Here is a 22,954-nt window from a genome sequence, read left to right on the forward strand (position 1 = left end):
TTTTATCTAAATAGTAAAATGACGTTTCTTTCTTTTAAGGAATTATAAAAGGATTTGAACCGCGAAATTATTTATCCATTTTTTTGTACTAACTGTTGGCGAAGTGCTTTCGATATAATTGGTGTTGATACCTACTCTTAAAGCATTATTTTTAATATATTTATTAATGCCAAATGTTGCCCATTTTTGGTCGCTTACTTTTGAGCCAGCGATATCAAACTCTGGCTTTACAATGGCATATCTGCCATCAATGGCCCACCCTGTTTTAAAAACATAAGACGATTGTATATTAACTGCACTTCCCAGGTTATAAAACGTACTGGCCACTTCTGCCGTTAGTTTGTTCGTTGCCCCTGCATTGGTAAACAAATCTTTACCGGAAACCGTATTTTTAATATACTCGCCTATTAAAGCAAAACCACGGTTTTTAAAAGCAAAATCAACCACTATTTTTCTATAATCAGCTAAATCGGCCTTGCCTGATGCATTGTATATGCCCGATATCAATGCACTTTCGCTACCTATTGGGCTGCTTGCCTTTTGGTTGAGGCTGGCCGCTACGCCAATGGCCAGTTTTGGTTTGGGCTCCCTATAAATATCGTGGGCAATAAAAGCATTGTTTTTGATAAAATCGCCCAAAGGCATAATATCTAGCCTGCCGCCATATTTAAAACCAGAGCTGGTAGGCTGTGAGGAGAAAAAGTTCTGTCCTTCTCCCGTAGTTAAAGATACGGAAGGATAAATCCTCATCTTATTGATGTTGAAGTTGGTTTCTAAAAACAATCCTCCTTCGCGGGTAGCGCCTACAAAGTTTTGCATTAGTCCTCCATATAAAGTACCATCATTAGATTTTCCTGCAATGGTCTGTCCCATGGTTTGGGCATAGCGTTCATCGGCCATAGCCAAGCGGTTATTGGTATGGCTCTGTTTCTGCCCGAGAATCAATTTAGCTCTTTTGCTAATGTCATAACCAATCCAACCTTCAAGTATGGGCGATGTTCCTGTAAAATCGGTAACCAAACCTACCGAAACTTTATTTCTGGCATTAGTGGCCATTAAAGACAGCCTCACTAAATTTAAGCTCATTCTGCTGTTATTGGTCTTTTTTGACAAGGAATCGAGACGGCCGAACTGAACTCCCGGTTGAACTGTAGTCAATAAATTGATTACAGTGCCTTCGCCCTTGCCTAACTTTATAAAAGTACCTTCGCCATTAATGTACACAAACGTAGAGTCCGCTTGTGCAAGTTGGGCCATCGCAGCATTATTTATGAATAACAATGCAAAGCAAAAGAGGAATAGTATTTTTTTCATCCGTATAAAATTTGTTTTCGTTTGTGATGAAGCTGCCATGATTTAATTATTCTACTGTGTGATTTTGAAAATCATAGCGGTTTCATCTGTTTAAATTTATTATGGTGTGTTTACCGGTTTTAACTGCGTTTTTCAATTTGTATCTATTCTCTCAATGGATCTCAAGAACGATTCGCTTAGTTAATGACCTTGTAAACTCGGTTTCATTTGTAATTATTTTTTAGCATTATAACTGAATGGTAAATTGCACCTGACTATAATAAGTGCCATTTTGAGTGCTTGTTTTTAGGGCTTCCCTTAATTGGTTATAACCAAGTTCAAACTGTATTTTCAAGCTGTTTCCCGATAGATATTTGGTGGTAACGAAAGTGTAGCTCCTATCGTAGTCGGCAAAGGCCGCCGTAATATTGTTCTCTTTTAAAGTAGAATATCTTGCGCCCATAGCCCAATTAGAAGGGAATAGGTAACCCGCTTGTACATTAAAACCTCTACCTAGGTTTAACCTTGATAGCACCTTATCTTTTGTTTGTTCTGCTGTTTGCGCGGCAGGATAGGTGATAAACGATCCATCCAACCTAAACTCACCAGCAATATTGTTCGGAACGGTCGCTCTTGTAGCCACAAAGCTTCCCATAGAATACCAACCGTTATACTTGAACAAATAATCTGTTCCAAATTTTGTATAGCTTGGCAACAATACATTACGGTCGGCATCACCATATAACCAACGGCCACCATTGGTTCCTTTAGCAGATGTGGCTCCATCATTATAACTGTATACCAACCCAATAACCAGCTTTGGTTTCTCTTCCCTATACAAATCATCCATATAAAATTCGCCCGCACGTGAAAATTTATCGAATGGCAGATAATCTAGGCGGATGCCATATTTAAAGCCACCAAAGTTTTTTTGTAAGGCACTTCTACTGTCTCCGGTGGTAACAGATAAATATGATTTTATCAGGTTGGTTCCTCCCAACCTATAATTTCCTTTATACCTCACGCCAAAATCAAAGATGGCATCAAATGCATCGGATACTAAACTTCTATCAATAAAACCAATACTTTCCCCCTCTATTCTGGTTTCCCTCCCATCTACATAATCGGCCCTTAAACCGAAATTAAAACTGTGTGTCCGATTAGGTCTATATTCTATATTAGCCTCTTGCAGCACGGTATTAAAAGACCGATTTCCCGTAGTTGTACTTGCATAGTTAGTCGCAAAATTCAACCTTGCAGATAAACTTATTTTGTTTTCGAACAAGTTTGAAAACACATTTAGCCTAGCTCTATTTATCGCAAACGTGGAGTTTGGCGCCGATAAGTTTTTATTGATTGAATTGACCAGATAAAGTGTTTGTAGCGAAGGGCTAAGGTTGAAATTTCCTTTTCCAGAAATAAATGTAATGCCATCGCCTAACAGGTACCCTTTCTTTATCCTTAAAATATGCACATTCTCTGAAGACTCATTAGGTGTATAGGTGGTATCTCTTTGATAACGCTCATCTTCTTGTGCTAAGGCATATTGAAACATACACATGCAGAAACATGTACATATTACCTTTATAATTTTTGCTCGGTTCATTATTAAGTTTTTATTATTGGATATCCATAAAGAAATTAGCGAATGCAAATTTTCCCATGTTCCCATTATCGTGACCCACATTTGGCACATAAATTTCTGTCCAGTTAAATGGCAGTTTCATTTCATCAGCCTTGGCTTTGGCCGTTTTAAAATAGTATTGCCCACGCTCAAAACGGGTATGACCTTGGGCTTCTGCGTCTTTACTCGTATTATAAGTGTTATCGTCTGTTTTGGTGTCTGCCATTCCTGCCAATACAAATACCTTGGTCGCGAAAAAATTGGAAAGAAGGCTATTATCCACTGGTGTATTTTTTATCCCGTAAGGAAAATCTATATTTTGATCTGGAAGTGTGTACCAACCAGCATTTGCAATAGCCACTTTAATTACCCTGGGTTTATTTACGAACATCATAAAACGATGTACAAATTGTGCGCCTGCCGAGTGTCCATATAAATAATAAGCGGTGTTGGTACTTTTGGTTTGCGCTACCACGTAATCAAAAAGTGGTTCGATCAAAGAGAAGCTCCATTTTTCTGGAGCGTTAAAGTTTTTTTTGTTCTTGTCATAGACATTTCCCAAGTTGTAAGCCTCTGCACCACGGTAATCTTCCTGATCAAATTCTGGCGCAATAATTTTACAACCAAATACCGTAGCGGCATTAATCAAGTTATCTGTATAGGCAGACGCATCCCTATTAGCCCCATGTAACATTACTACAATAGGCATATCGGGCGCATTAGCCTTAGGACTGTAGTAAAAAACCTTTATCGGGCTTTTAAGCTTACCCTTGTTGTCAAAATAAAACACCTGCTTGCCAACACTATTATTGTTGATTTGAGCATTTGAAAATTTAGCTTCAGAGAAGAGCAATACCAGAAGACAAAAGATATATTTCATAACATTATATATTTTATTGGTTAATAAATATTTGCCCATACCCATGGTAGAGCAGATATAAAGTTCTTATAAATTTTAAAAACAGGTTGGCTTATTACTGCATTTTATTACTCGTTCTATTTATTTTCAACCATTAGCTTATACTGTTCCACATCGATTTCTTTCTCGCTTTTTGAAACAACTACCGCAGCCACTGTATTACCTATTACATTGATCAGGGCCCTACCTTCGCTCATAAAACGGTCTACACCTACCAGTAAGGCCATGCCCTCGAGAGGAATGATATTTAATATGGTTAAGGTAGATGTTAGGACCAAAAACCCGCTTCCCGTTACACCTGCGGCCCCTTTACTGGTCAATAGCAAAATACCGATTACGGTGAGCTCTTGTCCCAGTGTTAAATCAACATGAAATACCTGAGCCAGAAATATGATGGCAAGGCTTAAATAAATACTGGTACCATCCAGATTAAAGCTATACCCTGCGGGGATAATTAAATTTACCACGTTGCGGCTGCACCCTGCTTTTTCCAGTTTTTCCATGATGTTTGGTAAAACGGCCTCGCTACTGCTAGAGCCAAGTACAATAAGGAGTTCTGCTTTGATATAGCCTAACAGTTTCCACAGGCTAAAACCATTGAATTTTAAGATTAGATAAAGTACGATAAAAATAAAGGCCAATCCTGTAATATAGAAGGTAACCAACAGCTTCCCTAATACAAATAAGGTAGAAAAGCCATACTTACCTATGGTATAGGCCATACCGCCGAAAGCACCAATTGGAGACAGCTTGATGACCATGTGCAGGATATTGAACAGGATTTTGTTGATCTTTTCGAAACCTGCAATTACCGACGAGCCTTTTTCGCCCATTTTGGCCAGTGCCACCGCAAATAAAATTCCAAAGAAGAGCACTTGTATAATATCACCTTTTGCGAAAGCCCCAATGACATTTTCGGGCACGATATGTTTGATAAATTCCCGCCAATCAATTCCTGCAGAAGCAGCAGTATTTAAGGCGGTGTCTGTATGAGCTGCTGTATGTTTTACCCCACTTCCTGGCTTAATCAGGTTACCAGTTATCAACCCTATTACAATGGCACCCGTAGTAACCAGCTCAAAATAGATTAGGCCTTTTATCCCTACACGCCCAACTTTTTTTAAATCGCCCGCGCCGGCAATACCCAGAACAATACTGACGAAAATCACCGGAGCGATAATCATCTTGATCATATTAATGAACATATCGGCCATTAGCTTGGCCGTTGCAGAAAAACCAGAAAAAAAGTGGCCAACAATTATTCCTAATACAATAGCGATCAGGACCTGTACATACAAGATTCTAAGATACTTCAATGGGTGTCTTAATTAAGTAAGATTAATATTTGGTTTACCAGATAAACGGCAAATAGTTATACCGTTTAATGCTTTCGCCTACCATTTAATTGTAACTGGCTTATACCTAAAGTTAGGGTGCTAAATGCTCAATTGAAGCAGCCAGTTTGTTTTAGAAAATTTATTTTTTATTTCGGAAAATAGCCTAAAAATTTCGGAAAAACATTTATAATGTTGAAAATCAAATACCTATTATAGTTTTTCTTGACCTATATCGCTTAGCTTATGATGAAAATTTTAGCTTATTTATTGATATATTTAAGGTCACATAATCAAATATAAAGCTCGGGCACGTATAAATGTGAGAACGTGTTGAATTATTTAAGGAGGGAAATATCACTTTATGGCATTAAAATCTGGAAAGGATGAAATTGAATATCTACTGCGACAAGTTTTTAAGAAATACGAATTAGAAACGGGTAATAAGTTAAACTTAAACACCAATCGTAGGAATTACGAAGACATTGCCAGGATGTTAAGTGCTATTAGCAATGAGCTACCTTATACCTCAGCAGAATTGGGCCATAGCCATTACCCCGAAGACCGAAGCGCTTCGAAAACCGAATACCCTTATTTGAAATATGATGTAACCGGTGGCCAGATTAAGGATGCTTTTAATGGATTGGTGGCAAAACCACGTTCTTTTCTTGTTGATGCCTGTTACATTTATCTATATGGTGTTGGAAGAAACAGGTTTGAAGAAAACATATTAGACCCCAATTTACTTGCTGACGAATCTGATGAGCAACCTAGCCGTTCAAAAAAATTATTCGCTAATAGAAAAAGTTTCTTATATGCAATCCTTATCCTATTGCTATTATTAGGTTATGCCATCTTCAAATGGATAGATATGGCCAATAAAATATCCTCACTAAAGCATGATCTAGTGATTACGCCATACCAACCTACACAAGCCGAAATTGATAGCCTGGAAGGGGTTTGGATGGTTTATATAGGTTCTCCCCAGGCACGAAAATCTGATGGGAACCGTTTCCATAAATTTGTAAGAAATATTATAAATATTAAATATAAAGATGGTTATTTTCTGTTTAATAGGTACGGTGCTGGCTTTGACCATTATGGGTACATGCAATATGAAAGCCCAGATGTCATATCTATTCATTCTTATCTTAAAAACATTGAGAACAAAATCGAATCTCCACGCCTTTCCTTAATGCGTTTAATAGAGAACAAAAATAAAATCATGGTAATTTCTGCCTCTTGGAATTTTGATGCCGGCACAAACAATGACATTATTGGGATAAGAGAGGTTTATATTAAACAGGGAAAAGGGGGCGAAATAAAAGAAGTAATAAACACCGTTGATAACCACGCGTGTAATTGTAAAATCTTACTTTGGTCAAATGGTAAGGAAAAGAAATCTTTTTACCTCAGAAATGAGCTTCTTGATTCCATAAGCGACAATTCCCTGAAAAATTTAGTTGATGAAAACAGCATTTTACTACGAGTTCCTGATAGCGTTACCATTTTAAGATCCAAATAAACCAACAATAATTAGCAGATGCGATGTTAAGTCTCACCATGGCATTACCCTGTCGCATGCATTTAAGCTATTGCTCTTCCTTAAAATAAAGCTTATAGCAATTCATTCCTTTTTCGGCATCGTAGTCTTTTTCTATAAGGTCTTTGTTTCCATGGATATAAACATGAAAATTCTTATCTAGCTTTAAAATGGTTTTGAAGTCTTTGGCTTGTTTCTTTACGGCTGCGTTGGAAATATCAAAACTGTTGGCAATTTGTGTGTCAAACTCTTCCTCATAAGACTGCTTGTAGCTTTTAAAAAGATCTATTCCCTCTTGATTGGCAATTACCTCACTGGCAAATTCGTCCATGTCAAAGGTTTCTTTTTCCTTAAAATACTTCATGGAGCGGTTAAGCAAATCGATTTTATCTGTTTTTTCAACATCAAACTCTTGGTCTAATTTTTCGGTAACGAAGTTTTTGTATACATCCATTACATTTTGAGTTTGGTTATAGTTATCGTTCCGAACCTTTAGTTTTAAGAACTCGTCTTTCCAATATACCGCTTCCGAACTGCGGTTGGTTTGATCAATGACCACAACTTTATAGCCCTCTGTTGCATCTGTATTGAAGATTAAGCAACCTTTATCTAGCTTATTAATGTTGATTCCTTCTTGCTCGTAACTAATGCCAAAACCACTTTGTTCTGGGTAAACCTTAATGTAGCTTTCCTTGTTCTCCGACCGGAAAATACCAATGGCATCATGCAAATCGCCCTCAATTTGTACATTTTCGAAGTAGCCTACATACAATTCTCCTGATTTGATTTTTGGATGGTTGGCCACCTCAAACAGGTACTTGGCAATTTCTTTAGTATGCTCATGAAACAAGCTTCCATCTGCAAATACTTGCGATATGAAGTGATAAATCTCGTTCAATGCCAAATCATTGTTCGGGTGTGTAAAGCGGTATACTTCATTTACTTTTTGAAAAGGAGAAAGAAAATATTGCTTTAACAATTGGTTAAGCATTTCGTCTTGGATGTGCATAGATTTGTCTGAAAGCACATAATATTCTTCATTTGCTTTGTTACCAACGCGATGCACCGAAAGCTCGGCCAAATTAGACTCGAAAAAAGATACCATAGAATTTAATTGAGCAGCAAAGAAACGAAGTTTAGCGCAATGACGGAAAGAAAATTTACCGAATGAGCGTATACTCTATATGAAAGTGGCGACATTATTCTGCTCAAAAAGCCAGTGATGGATCCATAAGGTTTTCTGCGCGTATAGATTCATCCGAATGACAAATATACTCCGCGACAGCAGATTGAATTGAAAAGAAGGGCTATCGTTTCCAAAGCCCTCCTCAAAATTTTATTTACTTTCTTCCTCTATCGGCGTATTGCGAAGCTTAATTGGCTTACTATTTTTCTTCTTCATTTTAAGGTTCAGCATTTCTACCAATACCGAAAATGCCATGGCAAAATAAACATAGCCTTTTGGTATGTGCTGGTCTAAGCCTTCGGCAAGTAACGAAACCCCAATTAACAACAGGAATGAAAGCGCAAGCATTTTTACGGTTGGGTGCTTATTCACAAAACTACTTATCGCTCCTGCAGACAGCATCATGATAATTACCGCAATGACCACAGCAGCGATCATAACCTCTATATGATCTGCCATACCCACTGCCGTAATTACAGAATCCAGCGAAAAAACGATATCTAAAATCAAAATCTGTACAATGGTTCCTGCAAAAGAATGCACTTTGGCCTTTCCTTCACCCTCTACTTCTCCTTCTAATTTATTATGTATTTCATGTGTGCTCTTGTAAATAAGAAACAATCCCCCTATAATTAGAATAAGGTCCCTGCCAGATATGGCCAATTTATCTAGCCATTCCTGGTTGGTAATGCCAATCCAATCTCCAATATTAAACAAAGGTGCAGTTAAGGTCATGATCCAACTTAGCGAGAGCAATAACAAGACCCGCGTAATCATAGCCAAGGCCAAGCCCAATTGCCTTGCTTTTTTCTGCTGGTGCGCTGGCAGCTTACCCGACAAAATAGAGATGAACACAATATTGTCTATCCCTAGTACGATTTCCAAAACGGTTAGGGTTAAGAGTGATACCCAGACTTCCGGGCTACTTAAAAATTCCATAAATTGATCAGTTATAATGGAAACGAAGATAAAGAATAAACTGTATTTTAATCAAAAAAGGGAAACTCTAGCTTCCCTTTTTCTATCCTAATTATTTTTTACCTATATAAACAATGCCGACAGCACATCGGTTGTTTTTGAAGTTTTCAACCCTAACAACTTCGCATATTGCACTGCGGTTAACGCTGTTTTCAATTTTGAAAACATGCCAGAATTTAAATCACTCAATTTCGAGGTATAATCGCTTGCGTTGGTGGTGGCCAAAGAAGAGATGTTCGCTTTACTTTTTAAATAATCAGTTACAATTGTAGCTACCTGCGGCTTTTGGGTTCCCGTTAAGGCCAATACACTATTTAACTTGCTGGCCACCGCCGAAGCCTGAGAGGCATAGGTACTGGCTGTTGTGGCCGTTTGTGTGGCCTGGTTAATTTTAGAAGCTAGACTAGTTTGTGCAAAAGCCCCTGAAGCACCTAGTGCTATGGCTATGGTCAAGATTGTTTTTTTCATCGATTAGAATTCCTTAATGGATTTATAATACTAATATGCAAAATCGTCTTGTTATTCCTGCTAAATCTTTTTACAAAAAAAAGCAGCCCCAAAATAGGACTGCTCTTTTATCATTTTATGGTGTTTTCGGATTTATTTAAAGGTCACTGAGCCATATTTTGCGGAAATCTTAACATTAGAAGGCCCCCCTCTTCCTATTGTCCCGCTATATTCTTTGCTAGAGCTGCTTCCCCTATCATCGTCGCCCATTTTTTTTGCATTTATATTCTCTCCATATTTAAAGCCAGAGTAATGTGTGTCTACATTTAAACTACCTCCATAATTAGGTGCAAAATCAAGCATTACCGTAATGTATTCAGCATTAATGTTAATCATCTTGCTGGAGGCTTCTATTTTTTCTAGGCTCAACCTGCTGCCATATTGGGCATTTGCCGTAAGAATGCCAGTGATCCGTCCAATTCTTACCCCGGTATACTGCGAGGTAAGGCTTAAGTTTCCTACCTGCTCTATACTTAAGCCACTTCCATATTGTATTTTGATATTTGCATCACCTTTCACGGTTCCTAATTTCACCGACGCATACTGTGCATTCAGTTCTAAATTATCTACCGATTCAATGCTTAGGCCACTGCCATATTGCTGCTTAATATTTGCGCTTCTTTTAATGGTACCAATTCTCACAACAGCATATTGAGCATTAAGCGACAAGTCTCCAATAGAAGAAATGCTTAGGCCACTGCCATATTGCTGTTTAATGGTGGCTTTATTAATGTCTTTCATATCTACGCTAGCATATTGCGCTGAAATAAAATTATTGACATTGTTAAGATTACCTGTGGTCAATTTACCATATTGTACTTTAAGTGCGGTTGGTCCAGAAAAATCGCCCATTTCAATATTTCCATATTGCTGGGAAGCAGTAAGCGCAACATTTGAGGGCAAATAAACAGTCATATAAACCTTCACCTCTCTACGCCACCTCTTTCCATTTCTGCTCCCACTGCCCCAATTACCTTGAGGTTCTTGCATCGAAGTTTTAAAAATCGCTTCATCAGCATTTTTTGAGCTCGAAATAGAAACATTATCGATCAATTTTTGAGCCTCTTCGTCCGTACTCGCATAAGCCTTAATGTCTGCATCAACTTTTACTTCATTTTTATCCCAAGTTTTAAAGATAATGCTACCATAAATATTGGAAATATTGATTTTATCGTCACGTCCAATGTTAAAGGACCTGCTAAAAGTTTTCGACCGTTGCGGTTCATCTGATGGATCTTGTATATTGTTATATACCGCTTGGCTTTCGATATTCGTCACAACTGTTCGTCCTTTATTCGTCGTTGAGGAATAGCTTCTGGTAATGTTGATGGTTTCCCCGGTATCATAAGTAGATTTGGGTGTTGGTGGCGGAGCAGGTGCCGTTGGCGACAAGCCACCTAGCCCTTGTGAATTAACTTGCACCGCAAGTAATAATAAACCCGATATGATGATAATTTTTTTCATTTTTTTACTTTTTTAATTGCAATGAAGCCCTAACTGCACTAGCAGGTACCATGATGATTTTTTAAATTGTTTTCCTAAAACTGATGCCATTGCCATTGCTTGATAACCGACGTCAAGAAATAAGCGAAAAGCTTTTTTGCATCATATGATACTCTCTTTTTTATATTGATTGACTTGATTGATAATGTATAATTGCTGACTGATCATCTGAAGCTGGATTTCGAGGTTTTTCATCATTGCTTTTCCAACCAAAGCCTTATTAGGGCTGGTTTGCAATTGTTTTTTCAGTTCCTGATAATCTGCATCAATCTTACCTAAGTCGGCCATAAACTTTTTGTACAGTTCAGGATCCGAATTGGCAAAAACTTGAAGACTGTCCCTTTTCTCTTCAATAAGGCTGGTAAATCTCACTTCCTTCTTTCCTAAATTTGGATTAATATCGGCCACTATGATTTCACCGTTTATTTTTTTATGCTGATAACCAAAATAAATACCCAAGCTTAAAACCAACATGGCAGCAACACTTAGCCATTGGTATAACCTAATGTTTTTTTTTACCGGCTTCTTATCCAGTTCTGCCGCTATTCTGTTCCATAGTTGATCTGATGGACCGCCAACTTCAAACTGCTTCTTATTTTCTTTTATAAACCCTTCTAATTTATCGCTCATCTTACTACTCCTTTCATTACTAATAAACTATTCAACTTTCTTTTTGCCCGCATATATTGCGTACGGGAGGTATTTTCTGTTATTTTTAAAATATGTGCGATCTCCTCATGATCGTAACCTTCAAACAGATACAATGTTAATACCACCCTGTATCCATCTGGCAGTTCGGTCATTGCCTGCTTTATGGCCGCCACTTTCAGCTGCGTTTCTTCAAAATCTGGCCCTGGTTCTTCGGCAATATCTACATCATCAACACTTACCAGTTCCATTTTACGCTTCCGTAAATAGTTGATCGACCGGTTGATCACAATCTGTTTGAGCCACAGACCAAACGTGGTTTCCTGCCTAAAATCTGCAATGCGGTTAAAAGCATCCAAAAAAGCTTCCTGCAGCACATCTTCTGCCTCGGCATCGTCATTAACGATTCTCAGAGCTACATGATACATCGCCGTAGCATACAATTTGTATAACTCAAACTGTGCCTTGCGACTCCCTTTGCGGCAATCGTCAACCAATGTTGCGTGCTTATCTATATAAACTGTTTCCAAATTCTAAACGTTCTGATCAAAAGACAACGTGAATTTCAAAACGTTGCATCATGATATAAAATTTTTCGAATGAAGGTTAAATATAGGAAAAGCAAGGTAAAATGTCCTGTCCTATGCAAGACAAGCCCCACTTTCCATTACAAGCTCTCGTTTCGCTATCTGCGCTAGGCAGAGCACTCAACTGTGGGCTTTTCATTGCAATTGGGTTTATGATTAAAGCAACACCAAACCCATTCGTAAGCCCAGCCTGCAACGGGCCATTAAGATCGTAAATCAAAAACCCTATCTTTGCCACAATGGCACGTATCTTAGCATTCGATTATGGCACCAAGCGTATTGGCATTGCCGTTACCGATCCTTTGCAAATTATAGCAACGGGTTTGGATACCGTACATCCAAAAGACATTGTCGATTTCCTTAAGAAATACCTTCAGAACGAACAGGTTGAAGCATTTATACTGGGAGACCCAAAGCAGATGGACGGCTCACCCTCAGAAAGTGCCCAGCACGTAAAAGGGTTCTCTACCATTTTGAAAAAAAATTTCCCAAGCATTCCACAACATTGGGTTGATGAACGTTTTACCTCAAAAATGGCTCATGCTACTATCATGCAAAGTGGCTTAAAGAAAAGCGACAGAAGAGACAAAGAAAGGGTAGATACCATATCCGCAACCATAATTCTGCAATATTTCATGGAACAACATCGTTTATAAGCACAATGATCAGCGAAGAATTACAAGAACTCTTATTAAGATATTGTGAGCCTGAGGATAACCTATTACAGGCTATTGATAGGGAAACCAACCTAAAGGTACTTATGCCCCGCATGATGAGCGGCCATTATCAAGGCCGTGTATTAAGTATGCTGAGCAAAATGAACCATCCTAAAAGGATATTGGAGATTGGTACTTTTACCGGATATGCAACTTTGTGCCTTGCCGAAGGATTAACCGAAGATGGGCTTATCTATACCCTTGACATTAACGTTGAACTCGAAGACATGGTGAGGAATAATTTTTCCAAATCACCATTTAATCCCAAAATAAAATATATCCTTGGCGATGCGCAAGAAAGTTTAAAAAACATTTCGGAAACTTTTGACCTGGTTTTTATTGATGCGGACAAGAAAAATAATGGCACTTATTACGATCTGGTATTTGACCGGGTTAAGCCTGGTGGCATCATTATCGTAGATAATGTATTATGGAGTGGAAAAATACTGAATAATGCACAAGATAAAGATACCCAGAATATTAGTTCCTTTAACGACAAGATCAATAACGACCAAAGAGTGGAAAAATTAATCCTACCTGTTAGGGATGGATTATTCGTGATTAGGAAAAAGTAGTTGAACAACCTAATGGTTTGAACTAAAATTAATTATTGGCCCCAAAAATTAGCCGATTAACCAGAAAAACGATGAAGAAAATATTTGTTTTAAGCGTTCTACTTTTATCGGTACTACTTACCAATGCCCAAACAACTACCGAAGAATATATCGAAGAGCATGTAGATAAGGCAAAGGAGCTCATGGAAGCACATTCTTTACCTGCAAGTGTCATTCTAGCTGTAGCCATTCATGAGTCGGGGTCGGGGAAGAGTAAAATTGCCCGTTACCTAAATAATCATTTTGGCTTTAAGGGCAAAAACTCCAGTACAGAAATTCGATCTTCCTATAAAGATTTTCCAAGTGTAGATTCTTCTTACAATCATTTTATAACCTTCTTAAAAAGCAGAACCTACTTTAATGTGCTCTTCGAAAAATATGATAAATATGATTTTAAGAACTGGGCACGGGGTATTCAACGGGGTGGTTATGCCAGAAGCAGGACTTGGGCCTCGCAGGTTATTGCACTCATTAATAAATATGAGCTTTACCAATATGATAACAGACCTGATGATTATGTGGCGCCAGAAGAACCCAAAATTGTTGCTCGTTCCAAGAAAAGATCAGCAGCCAAGATATATACCGTTAAAAAAGGTGATAATTTAAGTATTATTGCACAACGAAACCGTACTACCGTCAGTTCCATTAAAAATAAAAATGGACTAAGATCTAATGCTTTAAAACCTGGACAGAAATTAAAACTCTAATCCAAAAGAAAAAGAATATGACCATTTCTAAACCCATTTCTATTTTAGCCATTGCCCTCATTTTTCTAAGCTCATGCAAAACCAAGCAATACAGCCGTAACAATAAGCAGATTGAAAAAGATGCCCGCAAAGAAAATCCCAACCCCATTTCCTACAATACCGTATCCTATATCGATTCCTTTAAGGCTGTGGCTATAGAAGAGATGAACAAATTTGGTATTCCAGCAAGCATCACCTTGGCACAGGGCATTCTGGAGTCGGGAAGCGGAAATAGCGATTTGGCCAAATATGCCAATAACCATTTTGGCATTAAATGTACTTCCGACTGGAAAGGGAAAGCCTATTATAAAGATGATGACCAAAAGAACGATTGTTTTAGGGTATACAAAGACCCTAGAGAGTCCTATAAGGACCACTCTAATTTTTTAAAGAGAAAAAGATATAGCGCCTTGTTTGAGTTAGATAAAAATGATTACAAGAACTGGGCAATAGGACTTAAGAATGCAGGTTATGCCACCAATCCAAAATACCCTGACCTATTGATCAACCTGATCGAAAAGTATAGCCTTTACCAATACGATCAACCGGAAAGCGAGCGAGAAAAAATCTTAAGGGAAGATCGGGTATTTACGGAAATCAATGCCAACATTCCTAAGGAACAACAAAAATTTACCCCAGTAGCCGTTGCGCCAAAAGATCCGCCAACAGCATTGGAAGGCGGAAAATACTATGTGGTTCAGCAAGGAGATACCCTGTTTAAAATTAGCCAGTTATATAAAATAACCGTAGATGAACTAAAGGCATTAAACCAACTTACCGACAATAATATCAAAATTGGACAAAAACTTTTGGTAGTTAAATAATGTTAAGATAAACCAACCAAATTTATTTATATTGTAGTTTTGTTGTTCAAATGAAATCTGCCATTGCCTTATTTTTTTTGTTGTTCAGCTCCTCTGCCCTGTTTTCACAAAACAAGGCCGTTCAGGGCTTTGTCATAGACCAAGACAGTAAATTACGCTTGGCCAAAGTGTACATTTACAACCCTGCGAATGATGAAGGTCTTTATAACAACACCAAGGGAGAATTTGTGACCAATGCCAAGGTGGGCGATACGCTTTTTGCAGCCTTGGGTGGATATGGAATGGATACCGTAGTTTATAGGGGGCAAAGTGCCATTGTATTTCAGCTAAAATCGCTAGGAATAAGGCTTAAGGAAGTTAATATTTATGGCAAAAACAAGACGCCCCAAGAACGCTATAAATCAAAGTTGGATGAATATAAATATAAATTGGACAAAGGCAGCAGTAGGGATTTATTAAACTTAGGCTCTAGAGGTGTTGGATTGGGAATTGATGCCATTTACAATCTTTTAAGCAGGGATGGAAAAAATGCTCGTCACCTGCAAAAAATATTAGAGAAAGACTATAAAGAAGAAGTGATTGATTATAGGTACCGGCCAGAATATGTAAAAGCTATTGTCGACATAAAAAATGAAGATCTCAAAGATTTCATGTTACAGTACAGGCCAACCTACCAGTTTGTACTTACCGCATCAGATTATGCATTTATTCAGTTCATCAGAAATAGCTATGCATCCTATAAACGGAACCCCTCTATGTTCCGTCTGCCCAAGCTACCTCAGCTAAGCATTGAGAAAATGTAATGGCCATATTAATACATCTACCAAAATTACCTGCAGCCGCAATGGCACTGTTCCCTTTTATCCTGGTCAAAGAAGCTGGGTATAAAAATGACAGCATTTTAATTAACCATGAATTAATTCACCATAGGCAACAATTAGAACTGCTCATTGTCCCTTTTTACATCATGTATTTCCTCAACTATGCCTTTAATCTGCTTAAATACAGAAATCACCATCAAGCTTATTCTCATATCCTATTTGAAAAAGAAGCTTATGCAAAGGAACATGACCTGAGCTACTTAGGCACAAGAAAGCCATTTGCCTGGTATTCCTTTTTCAAAAGCTAGTTCATTATTTTATCTTTTTAAACGACAAGTCAATCAATAATTTACAAAATTTTGCGTTATTTTGTAGAAAATGAAGCGTTTATTACTTAGTTTCCTTACTGTTTTAGCCCTTTCTTTAAATCTTGCCGCCCAAGAGATTGACACGATTCCTATTCCCATAAAAGATATGGAAATCAGATTGAAAAGAAGCCCACTTCCTTCCAGAACAGGCATTATCAAATTTGAGCCCGTAGAATTAAGACCTGCTTTGGTGCAAGCAAAAATAAACTATTGGAAATCAAAGGCTACAGTAGGCATTAACGTAAACCAGGCTTCATTTAGTGACAATTGGAAAGGTGGTGGAGTAAACTCTATCGCCATAGGGGCGGCCGTAAATTATAAGGCAGAATACAGTAAAGAAAGTTATAGTTATACCAGTGAGGTCATTTTGCAATATGGCAAAGTAAAAAATAAGGATCAGTTGCAAAAGAAAACCAATGACCGTATCTATTGGGATAATAAAGCGGCCATCCAAATGTCTAAGAACTGGTATTTCTTTGCTTCGCTAAACTTCGAGTCGCAGTTCGACAAAGGTTTTTCCTATTCTAAAGATGCCCAGGGAAATGAACAGGCGAAATTGCTTTCCAAGTTCATGTCTCCTGGCTATATCACCGAATCAATGGGTTTTGAATACAAACCAAGTAAAGCTTTTTCTACCCGTATAGGTACAGGTACCGCTCGCCAAACTTTTGTTTTGGATACCACTTTATATAAAACCAATGCCAACAACTTTGGGGTAAAAAGGGGAACAAAAATCAGAAATGAGCTTGCCTTTCAGATTGTAAGCAATCTGGAAAAGGAGATCATGAAGAATTTGATATTAAGATCAAAGTATAATATGTTCATCCCTTACGATAATTTCGGGCATATAGACCATAGATTGGATGTTGCTTTTCTAGCAAAGATCAATCGATTTATGAACGTATCCCTAACAGGTGTCATTCTCTATGATCGGGATATGGACTTAAAAGTTCAAAGCAGTCAGGCGCTTGCACTAGGTTTAAGCTTTACCTTTCCAAGATAAACAGAAGCAGCTTTATTTGTTCAACCTTATTCTGTTTAGAAAATAAGCTAAATAGTAAGCCAAAGGACTAAACTTCCTTTTTCAACTCTCAATTGATGGTTTAAACCGCCGTAACTTTGCCCACTCATCGTTATTTATTGTAATGCAAAATTAATACCTTTGCACTTTATAAAATTTTAACTCATAAAACATTACAGCAATGTTTGAAAATTTACAGGATAAGCTAGACAGGGCATTTAAGGTCCTTAAAGGACAGGGAAGCATTACCGAAATCAACGTGGCAGAAACCATGAAAGAGATTCGTAAAGCTTTATTAGACGCCGATGTAAACTATAAAACCGCAAAGTCATTTACCGATGAAGTTAAGGAAAAGGCATTAGGTGCAAACGTACTTACCTCTGTTTCTCCTGGCCAGTTATTGACCAAGATCATGAATGATGAGCTTGCTAGCCTCATGGGCGGTCAGGCTACCGAATTAGATTTAAAAAACAATCCAACCATTATATTAATTGCCGGATTGAACGGTGCTGGAAAAACCACCTTCACCGGTAAATTGGCACTACACCTGAAGGGTAAAGGTAAAAAGCCTATTCTAGTGGCTGGCGATGTTTATCGTCCAGCAGCAGTAGACCAGCTGCAGGTGCTTGGAGAACAGGTTGGTGTTCCTGTTTACGCCAATAAGGAATCAAAAGATCCGGTAGCTATTGCACTAGAAGGCATAGCAGAAGGTAAAAAGAATAATAATAACGTTATTATTATCGATACCGCCGGTCGTTTATCAATTGACGAAGCCCTAATGGCAGAAATCTCTGAAGTGAAAGCACAGACCAAACCGCACGAGATTTTGTTTGTAGTGGACGCAATGACTGGTCAGGATGCTGTAAATACGGCAAAGATATTTAATGATAGATTGGATTTCACAGGTGTAGTATTGACCAAGCTAGATGGTGATACCCGTGGTGGAGCTGCACTTTCTATTAAATCAGTAGTAGATAAACCGATCAAGTTTATCGGTACCGGTGAAAAAATGGAAGCCCTCGATGTTTTCTATCCCGATAGGATGGCTTCTCGTATTTTGGGCATGGGTGATGTGGTCTCTTTGGTAGAACGAGCACAACAACAGTTCGATGAAAAGGAAGCCGCAGAACTACAAAAGAAAATCCGCAAGAATAAATTCGATTTCAACGATTTCTATAACCAAATCCAACAGATCAAGAAAATGGGTAACATGAAAGATTTGATGGGTATGATACCTGGTGTTGGCAAGATGATGAAGAATGTTGATATTGACGATGATGCCTTTAAAGGCGTAGAGTCGATCATCCAATCGATGACCCCTTACGAAAAGGAAAATCCAGACGTTATACAACAGAGCCGGAGGGTACGTATTGCCAAAGGTTCTGGTAACAAAGTAGAAGATGTGACTAAGCTTTTAAAGCAATTTGAAGACATGAGGAAAGTAATGAAACAATTCTCTAATCCAGCGGCAGCGGCCAAAATGATGCGCAACATGCCTAAGATGCCACAACGCTAAGCCGAAGTTAAAATTCAAAAATATAAAACCCCAATGTTGCAAAGGCATTGGGGTTTTTAGCTTATTTATTTGCTATACCCTGCCCAATTGTATGTATGGTAGCATGCTTCCTCTTAACATCATCTTATGGAATAACGACGATAATTTATAGGTCTCTTTTATGACTTCAATGGGAGCCAATCTTATACTAATAGTTAGGGATATCTTCTAAAATTACCGCCGTACCACTTGCCGTTACCATTAACATACTGCCTCCGCTGCCTACTGTTTCATAGTCCAGGTCAACACCAATCACGGCGTTTGCACCCATTGCAGCTGCATATTGTTGCATTTCGTTTACCGCCGTATTTTTGCCCTCACGTAATACCTGCTCATAAGATCCGGCCCTACCGCCAACAATGTCTCTCAAGCCCGCAAATAGATCTTTAAAAATATTGGCGCCAATAATTGTTTCGCCAGTTACAAGGCCTATATATTTTACGATTTTTTTGCCTTCTACCGTATTGGTTGTTGTTATTAACATTTTTTTTTAGTTTTTATATTTCGACTTTCTTTTAATGGAGATGTTACAACCATATTCCATGAAAATGTTACTTCCCCGTCTATTCCTAAACGCATTCAAAGCATTTAAGCCTTAAATAAATAATCTCCAAAAATTAATATAATAACAAGAAAAACAACCTTTTACATTTTTAATTATAAAAAATCTATCTTTGCATAATGAAAAATTGCTGCCTATTGCTTATTGCTATAGTTTTTTCGCTTAGTGCAAAGGCGCAAATAACCGTTTCGCCCGGTTTAGAACAACCTAATTCGCTTCAGTTTTCTGTGAATCTTGCCGTATTGGGCAATAATCTTACCAATGGTGATGATTTTTTTGATGAAGCAGAGCGTTATGAACGCATGGGTGATTTTAGGGGCGCTGTTTCCATGTTCAACAGAGCAGCCAACGAATACCAAAACAATAGAAAATTTTCCCGATATGGAACTGCGCTGTTAAGGTTAAGCAATGCGCACCTTTCGTTGTCAAACTACATGGAGGCCGAACAGGTCATTCTAAGCCAAGCATTAAAGAACTATACTAAAATACACAGCAAAGATGGCCAGATGGCATCTTACCAGCAATTAGGCAAAATATACCTGGCTGCCAACAAACTTACTCAAGCCTTATGGTTTTATACCCAGCAGGGCATTTTGGCTCAGCAACTTAATAATAAGGCTGCGTATATAGAATCTGTGCTGGGCATTGCTGTTACAAAGATCAGAAAGAAAGATTATAAATTGGCCACTAAAGACTTAAATACAGCCGAATTGCTCTCTAAAAACGCAAATATCAATCAATTTAACCAACAGATTAGAAATAACAGAGCGCTTATTGCAGAAAAAACAGCAACTAAGAAGGCAAATAGTCTGATTTAACCTACACTTGTCGTTTACTTCTTCAGTTTTGCTCCTATCCAATTGAAATATACCCTTTTATGGGTATTGTCTCACAACTAGGGTTTCATAATTTTACTTATCATTAAACCCAAACATTAGAATGAAGGATTCGCAAAAACTTACCTCGCTCTTGAGTAAAAGGGAAATAGAGATTATACAACTCATTACCAAAGAATACAATAATCAGGACATTGCCACCCATCTATCTATCAGCAAGCGAACGGTGGAAACCCATAGAAAAAATATTTTTAAGAAAACCAAGATTAAAAGTGTTGTGGGTTTGGTTATTTTAGCCATCCAAAACAATTTACTATCGTAGTTAAACGTTACTTTTATAAAGTTTACAAAAAAGATACAGAGTAATTCTGTATCTTTTTTGTTTATTTAAGAAATTGGTATCATATTGGATAATGATTTTATAAGAATGGATTTTAAAACAGTTAAAGAGATGCTGAAAAAAATATTTACAATCACCTTTACCGCTGCTATTTTGGCTTGCACAGCATCGCCAAAAGCGCAAAAACCGGTGGAAGGTGTGCCAAACATCAAGTTTGATGAACAACAGAGTTTGGTTTGCAAGGAAGTAGTGGGTTTAATAGAAAACTATAACTATAAGAAAATAAAGATTAACGATTCTATATCATCCATCGTTCTAGATCGGTATATCAAAGCGCTTGATCCTTCCAAATATTATTTTTTGGAAAGTGACATTAAAGAGTTTGAGGCCTACAGAACAACTTTGGATGATGATTTTAGAATTGGAGACCTTAGCGCTCCTTTCTATATTTTCAATGTTTACCTAAAGCGGTATAATGAACGTATAGACTATTCCCTTTCCCAGATCAAAAACAAGTACGATTTCAATCAGAATGACACCTATGTATATGATAGGGAAAATATGCCCTGGATCAAAACGACCTCTGCACTAAACGATCTGTGGAAGAAAAGAGTAAAATATGAATTGGTCAATCTTAAGATTGCAGGTACAGATGAAGCAAAAAACGTAGAAACGCTTACCAAACGCTACACTAACCTAAAATCTCAGGCTGGTAAATTCAATAACCAGGATGTTTTCCAAATATTGATGGATTCTTTCACGGAGGCGATAGACCCACATACCAATTATTTTAATCCTAGAAATGCCGAAACATTCAATCAGGAAATGTCTCGTTCACTGGAAGGTATTGGTGCCGTGCTCCAATTAGAAAACGAAGTGACCAAGATTGTATCCATCATGCCCGGAGGTCCTGCATTTAAAAGCAAAAAACTGAATGCCGGAGATCGAATTGTTGCCGTAGCCCAAGGGGATGGTGAGTTTGAAGATGTAATAGGATGGAGAATAGACAATACCGTTTCGAAAATAAAAGGTCCGAAAGGCACCACCGTTCGATTAAAAGTGATCCCTGTTGGGCAAGACTTATCTTCAAAACCGTTAATTATCAGTTTAGTAAGAGACAAAATAATTTTAGCGGAGCAATCGGCTAAAAAATCGGTTAAAACCATAGAGGATAATGGTAAGCCTTTTAAAATTGGCATTATCAAAATCCCTGCATTTTATGCTGATTTTAAAGCCGCCAATGCCGGAGATCCCAATTACAAAAGTACCACAAGGGATGTCCGCTTATTGATTGACACCTTAAAAAACATGGATAAAGTGGATGCCATTGTGGTAGATCTAAGAGCAAATGGTGGAGGCTCTTTAAATGAAGCAATAGACCTATCTGGCCTATTTGTTGGCAAAGGTCCCATCGTACAAGTAAAAGACTATAGAAACAGCCTAAAGGTGTATAAAGATGAAGACACTGGTGTAGCTTGGGATGGCCCACTTGGTGTAATGGTTGACCGTTTGAGTGCTTCTGCATCAGAAATTTTTGCTGGTGCCATTCAGGATTATGGCCGTGGTATTATCATGGGCACACAAACCTATGGTAAAGGAACTGTACAATCTTCCATTGACCTGAATTCGTTGATGAATTCTTCTATGCTACAAAAATTGGCTGCTTTATTCAAAAAGAATGAAACCACCACAGGTCCTTCAAAAAACAATTCTTCCACTGTGACCATAGTAGACAAAAATGGTATCCCGCAATTGGGCCAGATCAATTTGACCATGGCTAAATTTTATCGTATTAGTGGAAATAGTACACAACATAAAGGGGTTATTCCAGATATTAACTTTCCTTCCATCTATCCATTAGATAAGATTGGAGAAGATACAGAACCCTCTGCGCTGCCTTTTGATATGGTTACACCTTCTGCTTACAATACTATTTATAATTTGACCGAAGCCAAGGCCAACCTGATCAAGCTACATGAAGAAAGAATGGCCAAATCAATAGACTATAAAATATTACAAGAAGATATTGAAGAAGGGAAAAAAAGGGAAAATGAAACCTCTGTTACGCTAAATGAAGCCAAGCTTAAGGCAGAGCGTGATTCATTTGAGGCAAAATCTTTAGAAAGATTAAACCAATTAAGGGCACAAAAAGGATTACCGGCCCTAAAGAAAGGTGAAAAAACCACAAAACAAGAAGTTTCAGATTTTGTAGAAGATGAGAGCATGAGAATTATGGTCGACTTCATGAAATATGCCGAAAACTCCAAGCTCAGCAAGAACAGCACTAATAAATCTGCCTTAAATCAATAAAAATCCACCAAAAGAAAAGCGATAGGAAAGAACCCTATCGCTTTTTTTTATCTTATTTAAAAAGATATAACTCCCGATTATCCATAAATTAACAGCCCACCTTTTTATAAGCTTATCCA

Annotated in this window: 23 protein-coding genes; 12 read left to right on the forward strand and 11 right to left on the reverse strand. The window is 37.9% G+C overall.

The features are described from left to right. Positions 1–42: 42 nt before the first annotated feature. From JHD79_RS01405 to dctA, 4 genes are all read right to left on the reverse strand, one after another. Positions 43–1,314: a hypothetical protein gene (locus JHD79_RS01405; protein ID WP_199117296.1), complete on the reverse strand. Its 1,272-nt coding sequence runs from the start codon at positions 1,312–1,314 to the stop codon at positions 43–45. A 226-nt stretch (positions 1,315–1,540) separates the two neighbouring features. After that, a complete protein-coding gene (locus JHD79_RS01410) occupies positions 1,541–2,854 on the reverse strand; it encodes a hypothetical protein (protein ID WP_199117297.1) in 1,314 nt (437 codons plus the stop codon). Between the two features lie 58 nt (positions 2,855–2,912). Continuing rightward, positions 2,913–3,797 carry a S9 family peptidase gene (locus tag JHD79_RS01415; RefSeq protein WP_199117298.1) on the reverse strand — a complete coding sequence of 295 codons (885 nt, stop codon included), beginning with the start codon at positions 3,795–3,797 and terminating at the stop codon, positions 2,913–2,915. Positions 3,798–3,913: 116 nt separating this feature from the next. Beyond that, a complete protein-coding gene (gene dctA, locus JHD79_RS01420; protein ID WP_199117299.1) occupies positions 3,914–5,152 on the reverse strand; it encodes a C4-dicarboxylate transporter DctA in 1,239 nt (412 codons plus the stop codon). Positions 5,153–5,534: 382 nt separating this feature from the next. Here dctA and JHD79_RS01425 point away from each other — a divergent pair, with 382 nt between their 5' ends. Continuing rightward, a complete protein-coding gene (locus JHD79_RS01425; RefSeq protein ID WP_199117300.1) occupies positions 5,535–6,695 on the forward strand; it encodes a hypothetical protein in 1,161 nt (386 codons plus the stop codon). Positions 6,696–6,762: 67 nt separating this feature from the next. Here the strand turns inward: JHD79_RS01425 and JHD79_RS01430 are convergent, their stop codons facing one another. The 6 genes from JHD79_RS01430 to JHD79_RS01455 form a co-directional block, all read right to left on the reverse strand. Beyond that, entirely contained in the window at positions 6,763–7,818 is a 1,056-nt protein-coding gene (locus JHD79_RS01430; protein ID WP_199117301.1) for a nucleoid-associated protein, read from the reverse strand. A gap of 231 nt (positions 7,819–8,049) precedes the next feature. Further along, a complete protein-coding gene (locus JHD79_RS01435) occupies positions 8,050–8,838 on the reverse strand; it encodes a TerC family protein (RefSeq protein ID WP_199117302.1) in 789 nt (262 codons plus the stop codon). Between the two features lie 102 nt (positions 8,839–8,940). Next, a complete protein-coding gene (locus JHD79_RS01440; RefSeq protein WP_199117303.1) occupies positions 8,941–9,345 on the reverse strand; it encodes a hypothetical protein in 405 nt (134 codons plus the stop codon). Between the two features lie 132 nt (positions 9,346–9,477). Further along, a complete protein-coding gene (locus JHD79_RS01445) occupies positions 9,478–10,848 on the reverse strand; it encodes a hypothetical protein (protein WP_199117304.1) in 1,371 nt (456 codons plus the stop codon). 141 nt (positions 10,849–10,989) lie between these two features. Beyond that, positions 10,990–11,517: a hypothetical protein gene (locus tag JHD79_RS01450; RefSeq protein ID WP_199117305.1), complete on the reverse strand. Its 528-nt coding sequence runs from the start codon at positions 11,515–11,517 to the stop codon at positions 10,990–10,992. After that, positions 11,514–12,065, reverse strand: a complete 552-nt coding sequence (locus JHD79_RS01455) for an RNA polymerase sigma factor (RefSeq protein ID WP_199117306.1) — start codon at positions 12,063–12,065, stop codon at positions 11,514–11,516. The genes JHD79_RS01450 and JHD79_RS01455 overlap by 4 nt, the downstream gene beginning before the upstream one ends. Positions 12,066–12,361: 296 nt before the next feature. Between JHD79_RS01455 and ruvX the strand changes: the two genes are divergently transcribed. The 8 genes from ruvX (at position 12,362) to ffh (ending at position 18,748) form a co-directional block, all read left to right on the forward strand. Next, entirely contained in the window at positions 12,362–12,778 is a 417-nt protein-coding gene (gene ruvX / locus JHD79_RS01460; protein ID WP_199117307.1) for a Holliday junction resolvase RuvX, read from the forward strand. A gap of 5 nt (positions 12,779–12,783) precedes the next feature. Then, a complete protein-coding gene (locus tag JHD79_RS01465; RefSeq protein ID WP_199117308.1) occupies positions 12,784–13,413 on the forward strand; it encodes an O-methyltransferase in 630 nt (209 codons plus the stop codon). A 71-nt stretch (positions 13,414–13,484) separates the two neighbouring features. Continuing rightward, positions 13,485–14,159 carry a glucosaminidase domain-containing protein gene (locus JHD79_RS01470; protein ID WP_199117309.1) on the forward strand — a complete coding sequence of 225 codons (675 nt, stop codon included), beginning with the start codon at positions 13,485–13,487 and terminating at the stop codon, positions 14,157–14,159. A gap of 17 nt (positions 14,160–14,176) precedes the next feature. Further along, positions 14,177–15,022 (forward strand): glucosaminidase domain-containing protein, encoded by an 846-nt coding sequence (locus JHD79_RS01475; protein ID WP_199117310.1) that lies wholly within the window; start codon positions 14,177–14,179, stop codon positions 15,020–15,022. A gap of 50 nt (positions 15,023–15,072) precedes the next feature. After that, positions 15,073–15,825: a hypothetical protein gene (locus JHD79_RS01480; protein WP_199117311.1), complete on the forward strand. Its 753-nt coding sequence runs from the start codon at positions 15,073–15,075 to the stop codon at positions 15,823–15,825. Beyond that, positions 15,825–16,151, forward strand: coding sequence for a hypothetical protein (locus JHD79_RS01485; RefSeq protein ID WP_233164515.1), 327 nt, complete (start codon positions 15,825–15,827; stop codon positions 16,149–16,151). Before JHD79_RS01480 ends, JHD79_RS01485 begins: the two co-directional genes overlap by 1 nt. 70 nt (positions 16,152–16,221) lie before the next feature. After that, on the forward strand, positions 16,222–17,214 hold the full coding sequence (locus tag JHD79_RS01490; RefSeq protein WP_199117312.1) for a DUF3078 domain-containing protein: 993 nt from the start codon (positions 16,222–16,224) through the stop codon (positions 17,212–17,214). A gap of 199 nt (positions 17,215–17,413) precedes the next feature. Next, positions 17,414–18,748 carry a signal recognition particle protein gene (gene ffh / locus JHD79_RS01495; protein WP_199117313.1) on the forward strand — a complete coding sequence of 445 codons (1,335 nt, stop codon included), beginning with the start codon at positions 17,414–17,416 and terminating at the stop codon, positions 18,746–18,748. Positions 18,749–18,935: 187 nt separating this feature from the next. Here the strand turns inward: ffh and JHD79_RS01500 are convergent, their stop codons facing one another. After that, on the reverse strand, positions 18,936–19,271 hold the full coding sequence (locus JHD79_RS01500; RefSeq protein WP_199117314.1) for a heavy metal-binding domain-containing protein: 336 nt from the start codon (positions 19,269–19,271) through the stop codon (positions 18,936–18,938). 197 nt (positions 19,272–19,468) lie between these two features. Here JHD79_RS01500 and JHD79_RS01505 point away from each other — a divergent pair, with 197 nt between their 5' ends. The 3 genes from JHD79_RS01505 to JHD79_RS01515 all read left to right on the forward strand — a co-directional run bounded on the left by JHD79_RS01505 (position 19,469) and on the right by JHD79_RS01515 (position 22,835). Beyond that, the gene (locus JHD79_RS01505) at positions 19,469–20,167 is read left to right on the forward strand and encodes a hypothetical protein (RefSeq protein WP_233164516.1); all 699 of its coding nucleotides are present in this window, start codon (positions 19,469–19,471) and stop codon (positions 20,165–20,167) included. A gap of 121 nt (positions 20,168–20,288) precedes the next feature. Next, positions 20,289–20,507: a response regulator transcription factor gene (locus tag JHD79_RS01510; protein WP_199117315.1), complete on the forward strand. Its 219-nt coding sequence runs from the start codon at positions 20,289–20,291 to the stop codon at positions 20,505–20,507. Between the two features lie 129 nt (positions 20,508–20,636). After that, positions 20,637–22,835, forward strand: a complete 2,199-nt coding sequence (locus JHD79_RS01515; protein WP_233164517.1) for a carboxy terminal-processing peptidase — start codon at positions 20,637–20,639, stop codon at positions 22,833–22,835. Positions 22,836–22,954: the final 119 nt, after the last annotated feature.

Origin of the sequence: Pedobacter sp. ASV28 (assembly GCF_016428855.1) — a bacterium.
Classification (GTDB): Bacteria; Bacteroidota; Bacteroidia; order Sphingobacteriales; family Sphingobacteriaceae; genus Pedobacter.

Bases quoted from the DNA above. Each gene is read 5' to 3' on its own strand.
- JHD79_RS01405 (WP_199117296.1), bottom strand. From the start codon at position 1,314: ATGAAAAAAATACTATTCCTCTTTTGCTTTGCATTGTTATTCATAAAT.
- JHD79_RS01410 (WP_199117297.1), bottom strand. From the start codon at position 2,854: ATGTGTATGTTTCAATATGCCTTAGCACAAGAAGATGAGCGTTATCAA.
- JHD79_RS01415 (WP_199117298.1), bottom strand. From the start codon at position 3,797: ATGAAATATATCTTTTGTCTTCTGGTATTGCTCTTCTCTGAAGCTAAA.
- JHD79_RS01425 (WP_199117300.1), top strand. From the start codon at position 5,535: ATGGCATTAAAATCTGGAAAGGATGAAATTGAATATCTACTGCGACAA.
- JHD79_RS01430 (WP_199117301.1), bottom strand. From the start codon at position 7,818: ATGGTATCTTTTTTCGAGTCTAATTTGGCCGAGCTTTCGGTGCATCGC.
- JHD79_RS01435 (WP_199117302.1), bottom strand. From the start codon at position 8,838: ATGGAATTTTTAAGTAGCCCGGAAGTCTGGGTATCACTCTTAACCCTA.
- JHD79_RS01440 (WP_199117303.1), bottom strand. From the start codon at position 9,345: ATGAAAAAAACAATCTTGACCATAGCCATAGCACTAGGTGCTTCAGGG.
- JHD79_RS01445 (WP_199117304.1), bottom strand. From the start codon at position 10,848: ATGAAAAAAATTATCATCATATCGGGTTTATTATTACTTGCGGTGCAA.
- JHD79_RS01450 (WP_199117305.1), bottom strand. From the start codon at position 11,517: ATGAGCGATAAATTAGAAGGGTTTATAAAAGAAAATAAGAAGCAGTTT.
- ruvX (WP_199117307.1), top strand. From the start codon at position 12,362: ATGGCACGTATCTTAGCATTCGATTATGGCACCAAGCGTATTGGCATT.
- JHD79_RS01465 (WP_199117308.1), top strand. From the start codon at position 12,784: ATGATCAGCGAAGAATTACAAGAACTCTTATTAAGATATTGTGAGCCT.
- JHD79_RS01470 (WP_199117309.1), top strand. From the start codon at position 13,485: ATGAAGAAAATATTTGTTTTAAGCGTTCTACTTTTATCGGTACTACTT.
- JHD79_RS01475 (WP_199117310.1), top strand. From the start codon at position 14,177: ATGACCATTTCTAAACCCATTTCTATTTTAGCCATTGCCCTCATTTTT.
- JHD79_RS01480 (WP_199117311.1), top strand. From the start codon at position 15,073: ATGAAATCTGCCATTGCCTTATTTTTTTTGTTGTTCAGCTCCTCTGCC.
- JHD79_RS01485 (WP_233164515.1), top strand. From the start codon at position 15,825: ATGGCCATATTAATACATCTACCAAAATTACCTGCAGCCGCAATGGCA.
- JHD79_RS01490 (WP_199117312.1), top strand. From the start codon at position 16,222: ATGAAGCGTTTATTACTTAGTTTCCTTACTGTTTTAGCCCTTTCTTTA.
- ffh (WP_199117313.1), top strand. From the start codon at position 17,414: ATGTTTGAAAATTTACAGGATAAGCTAGACAGGGCATTTAAGGTCCTT.
- JHD79_RS01500 (WP_199117314.1), bottom strand. From the start codon at position 19,271: ATGTTAATAACAACAACCAATACGGTAGAAGGCAAAAAAATCGTAAAA.
- JHD79_RS01505 (WP_233164516.1), top strand. From the start codon at position 19,469: ATGAAAAATTGCTGCCTATTGCTTATTGCTATAGTTTTTTCGCTTAGT.
- JHD79_RS01510 (WP_199117315.1), top strand. From the start codon at position 20,289: ATGAAGGATTCGCAAAAACTTACCTCGCTCTTGAGTAAAAGGGAAATA.
- JHD79_RS01515 (WP_233164517.1), top strand. From the start codon at position 20,637: ATGCTGAAAAAAATATTTACAATCACCTTTACCGCTGCTATTTTGGCT.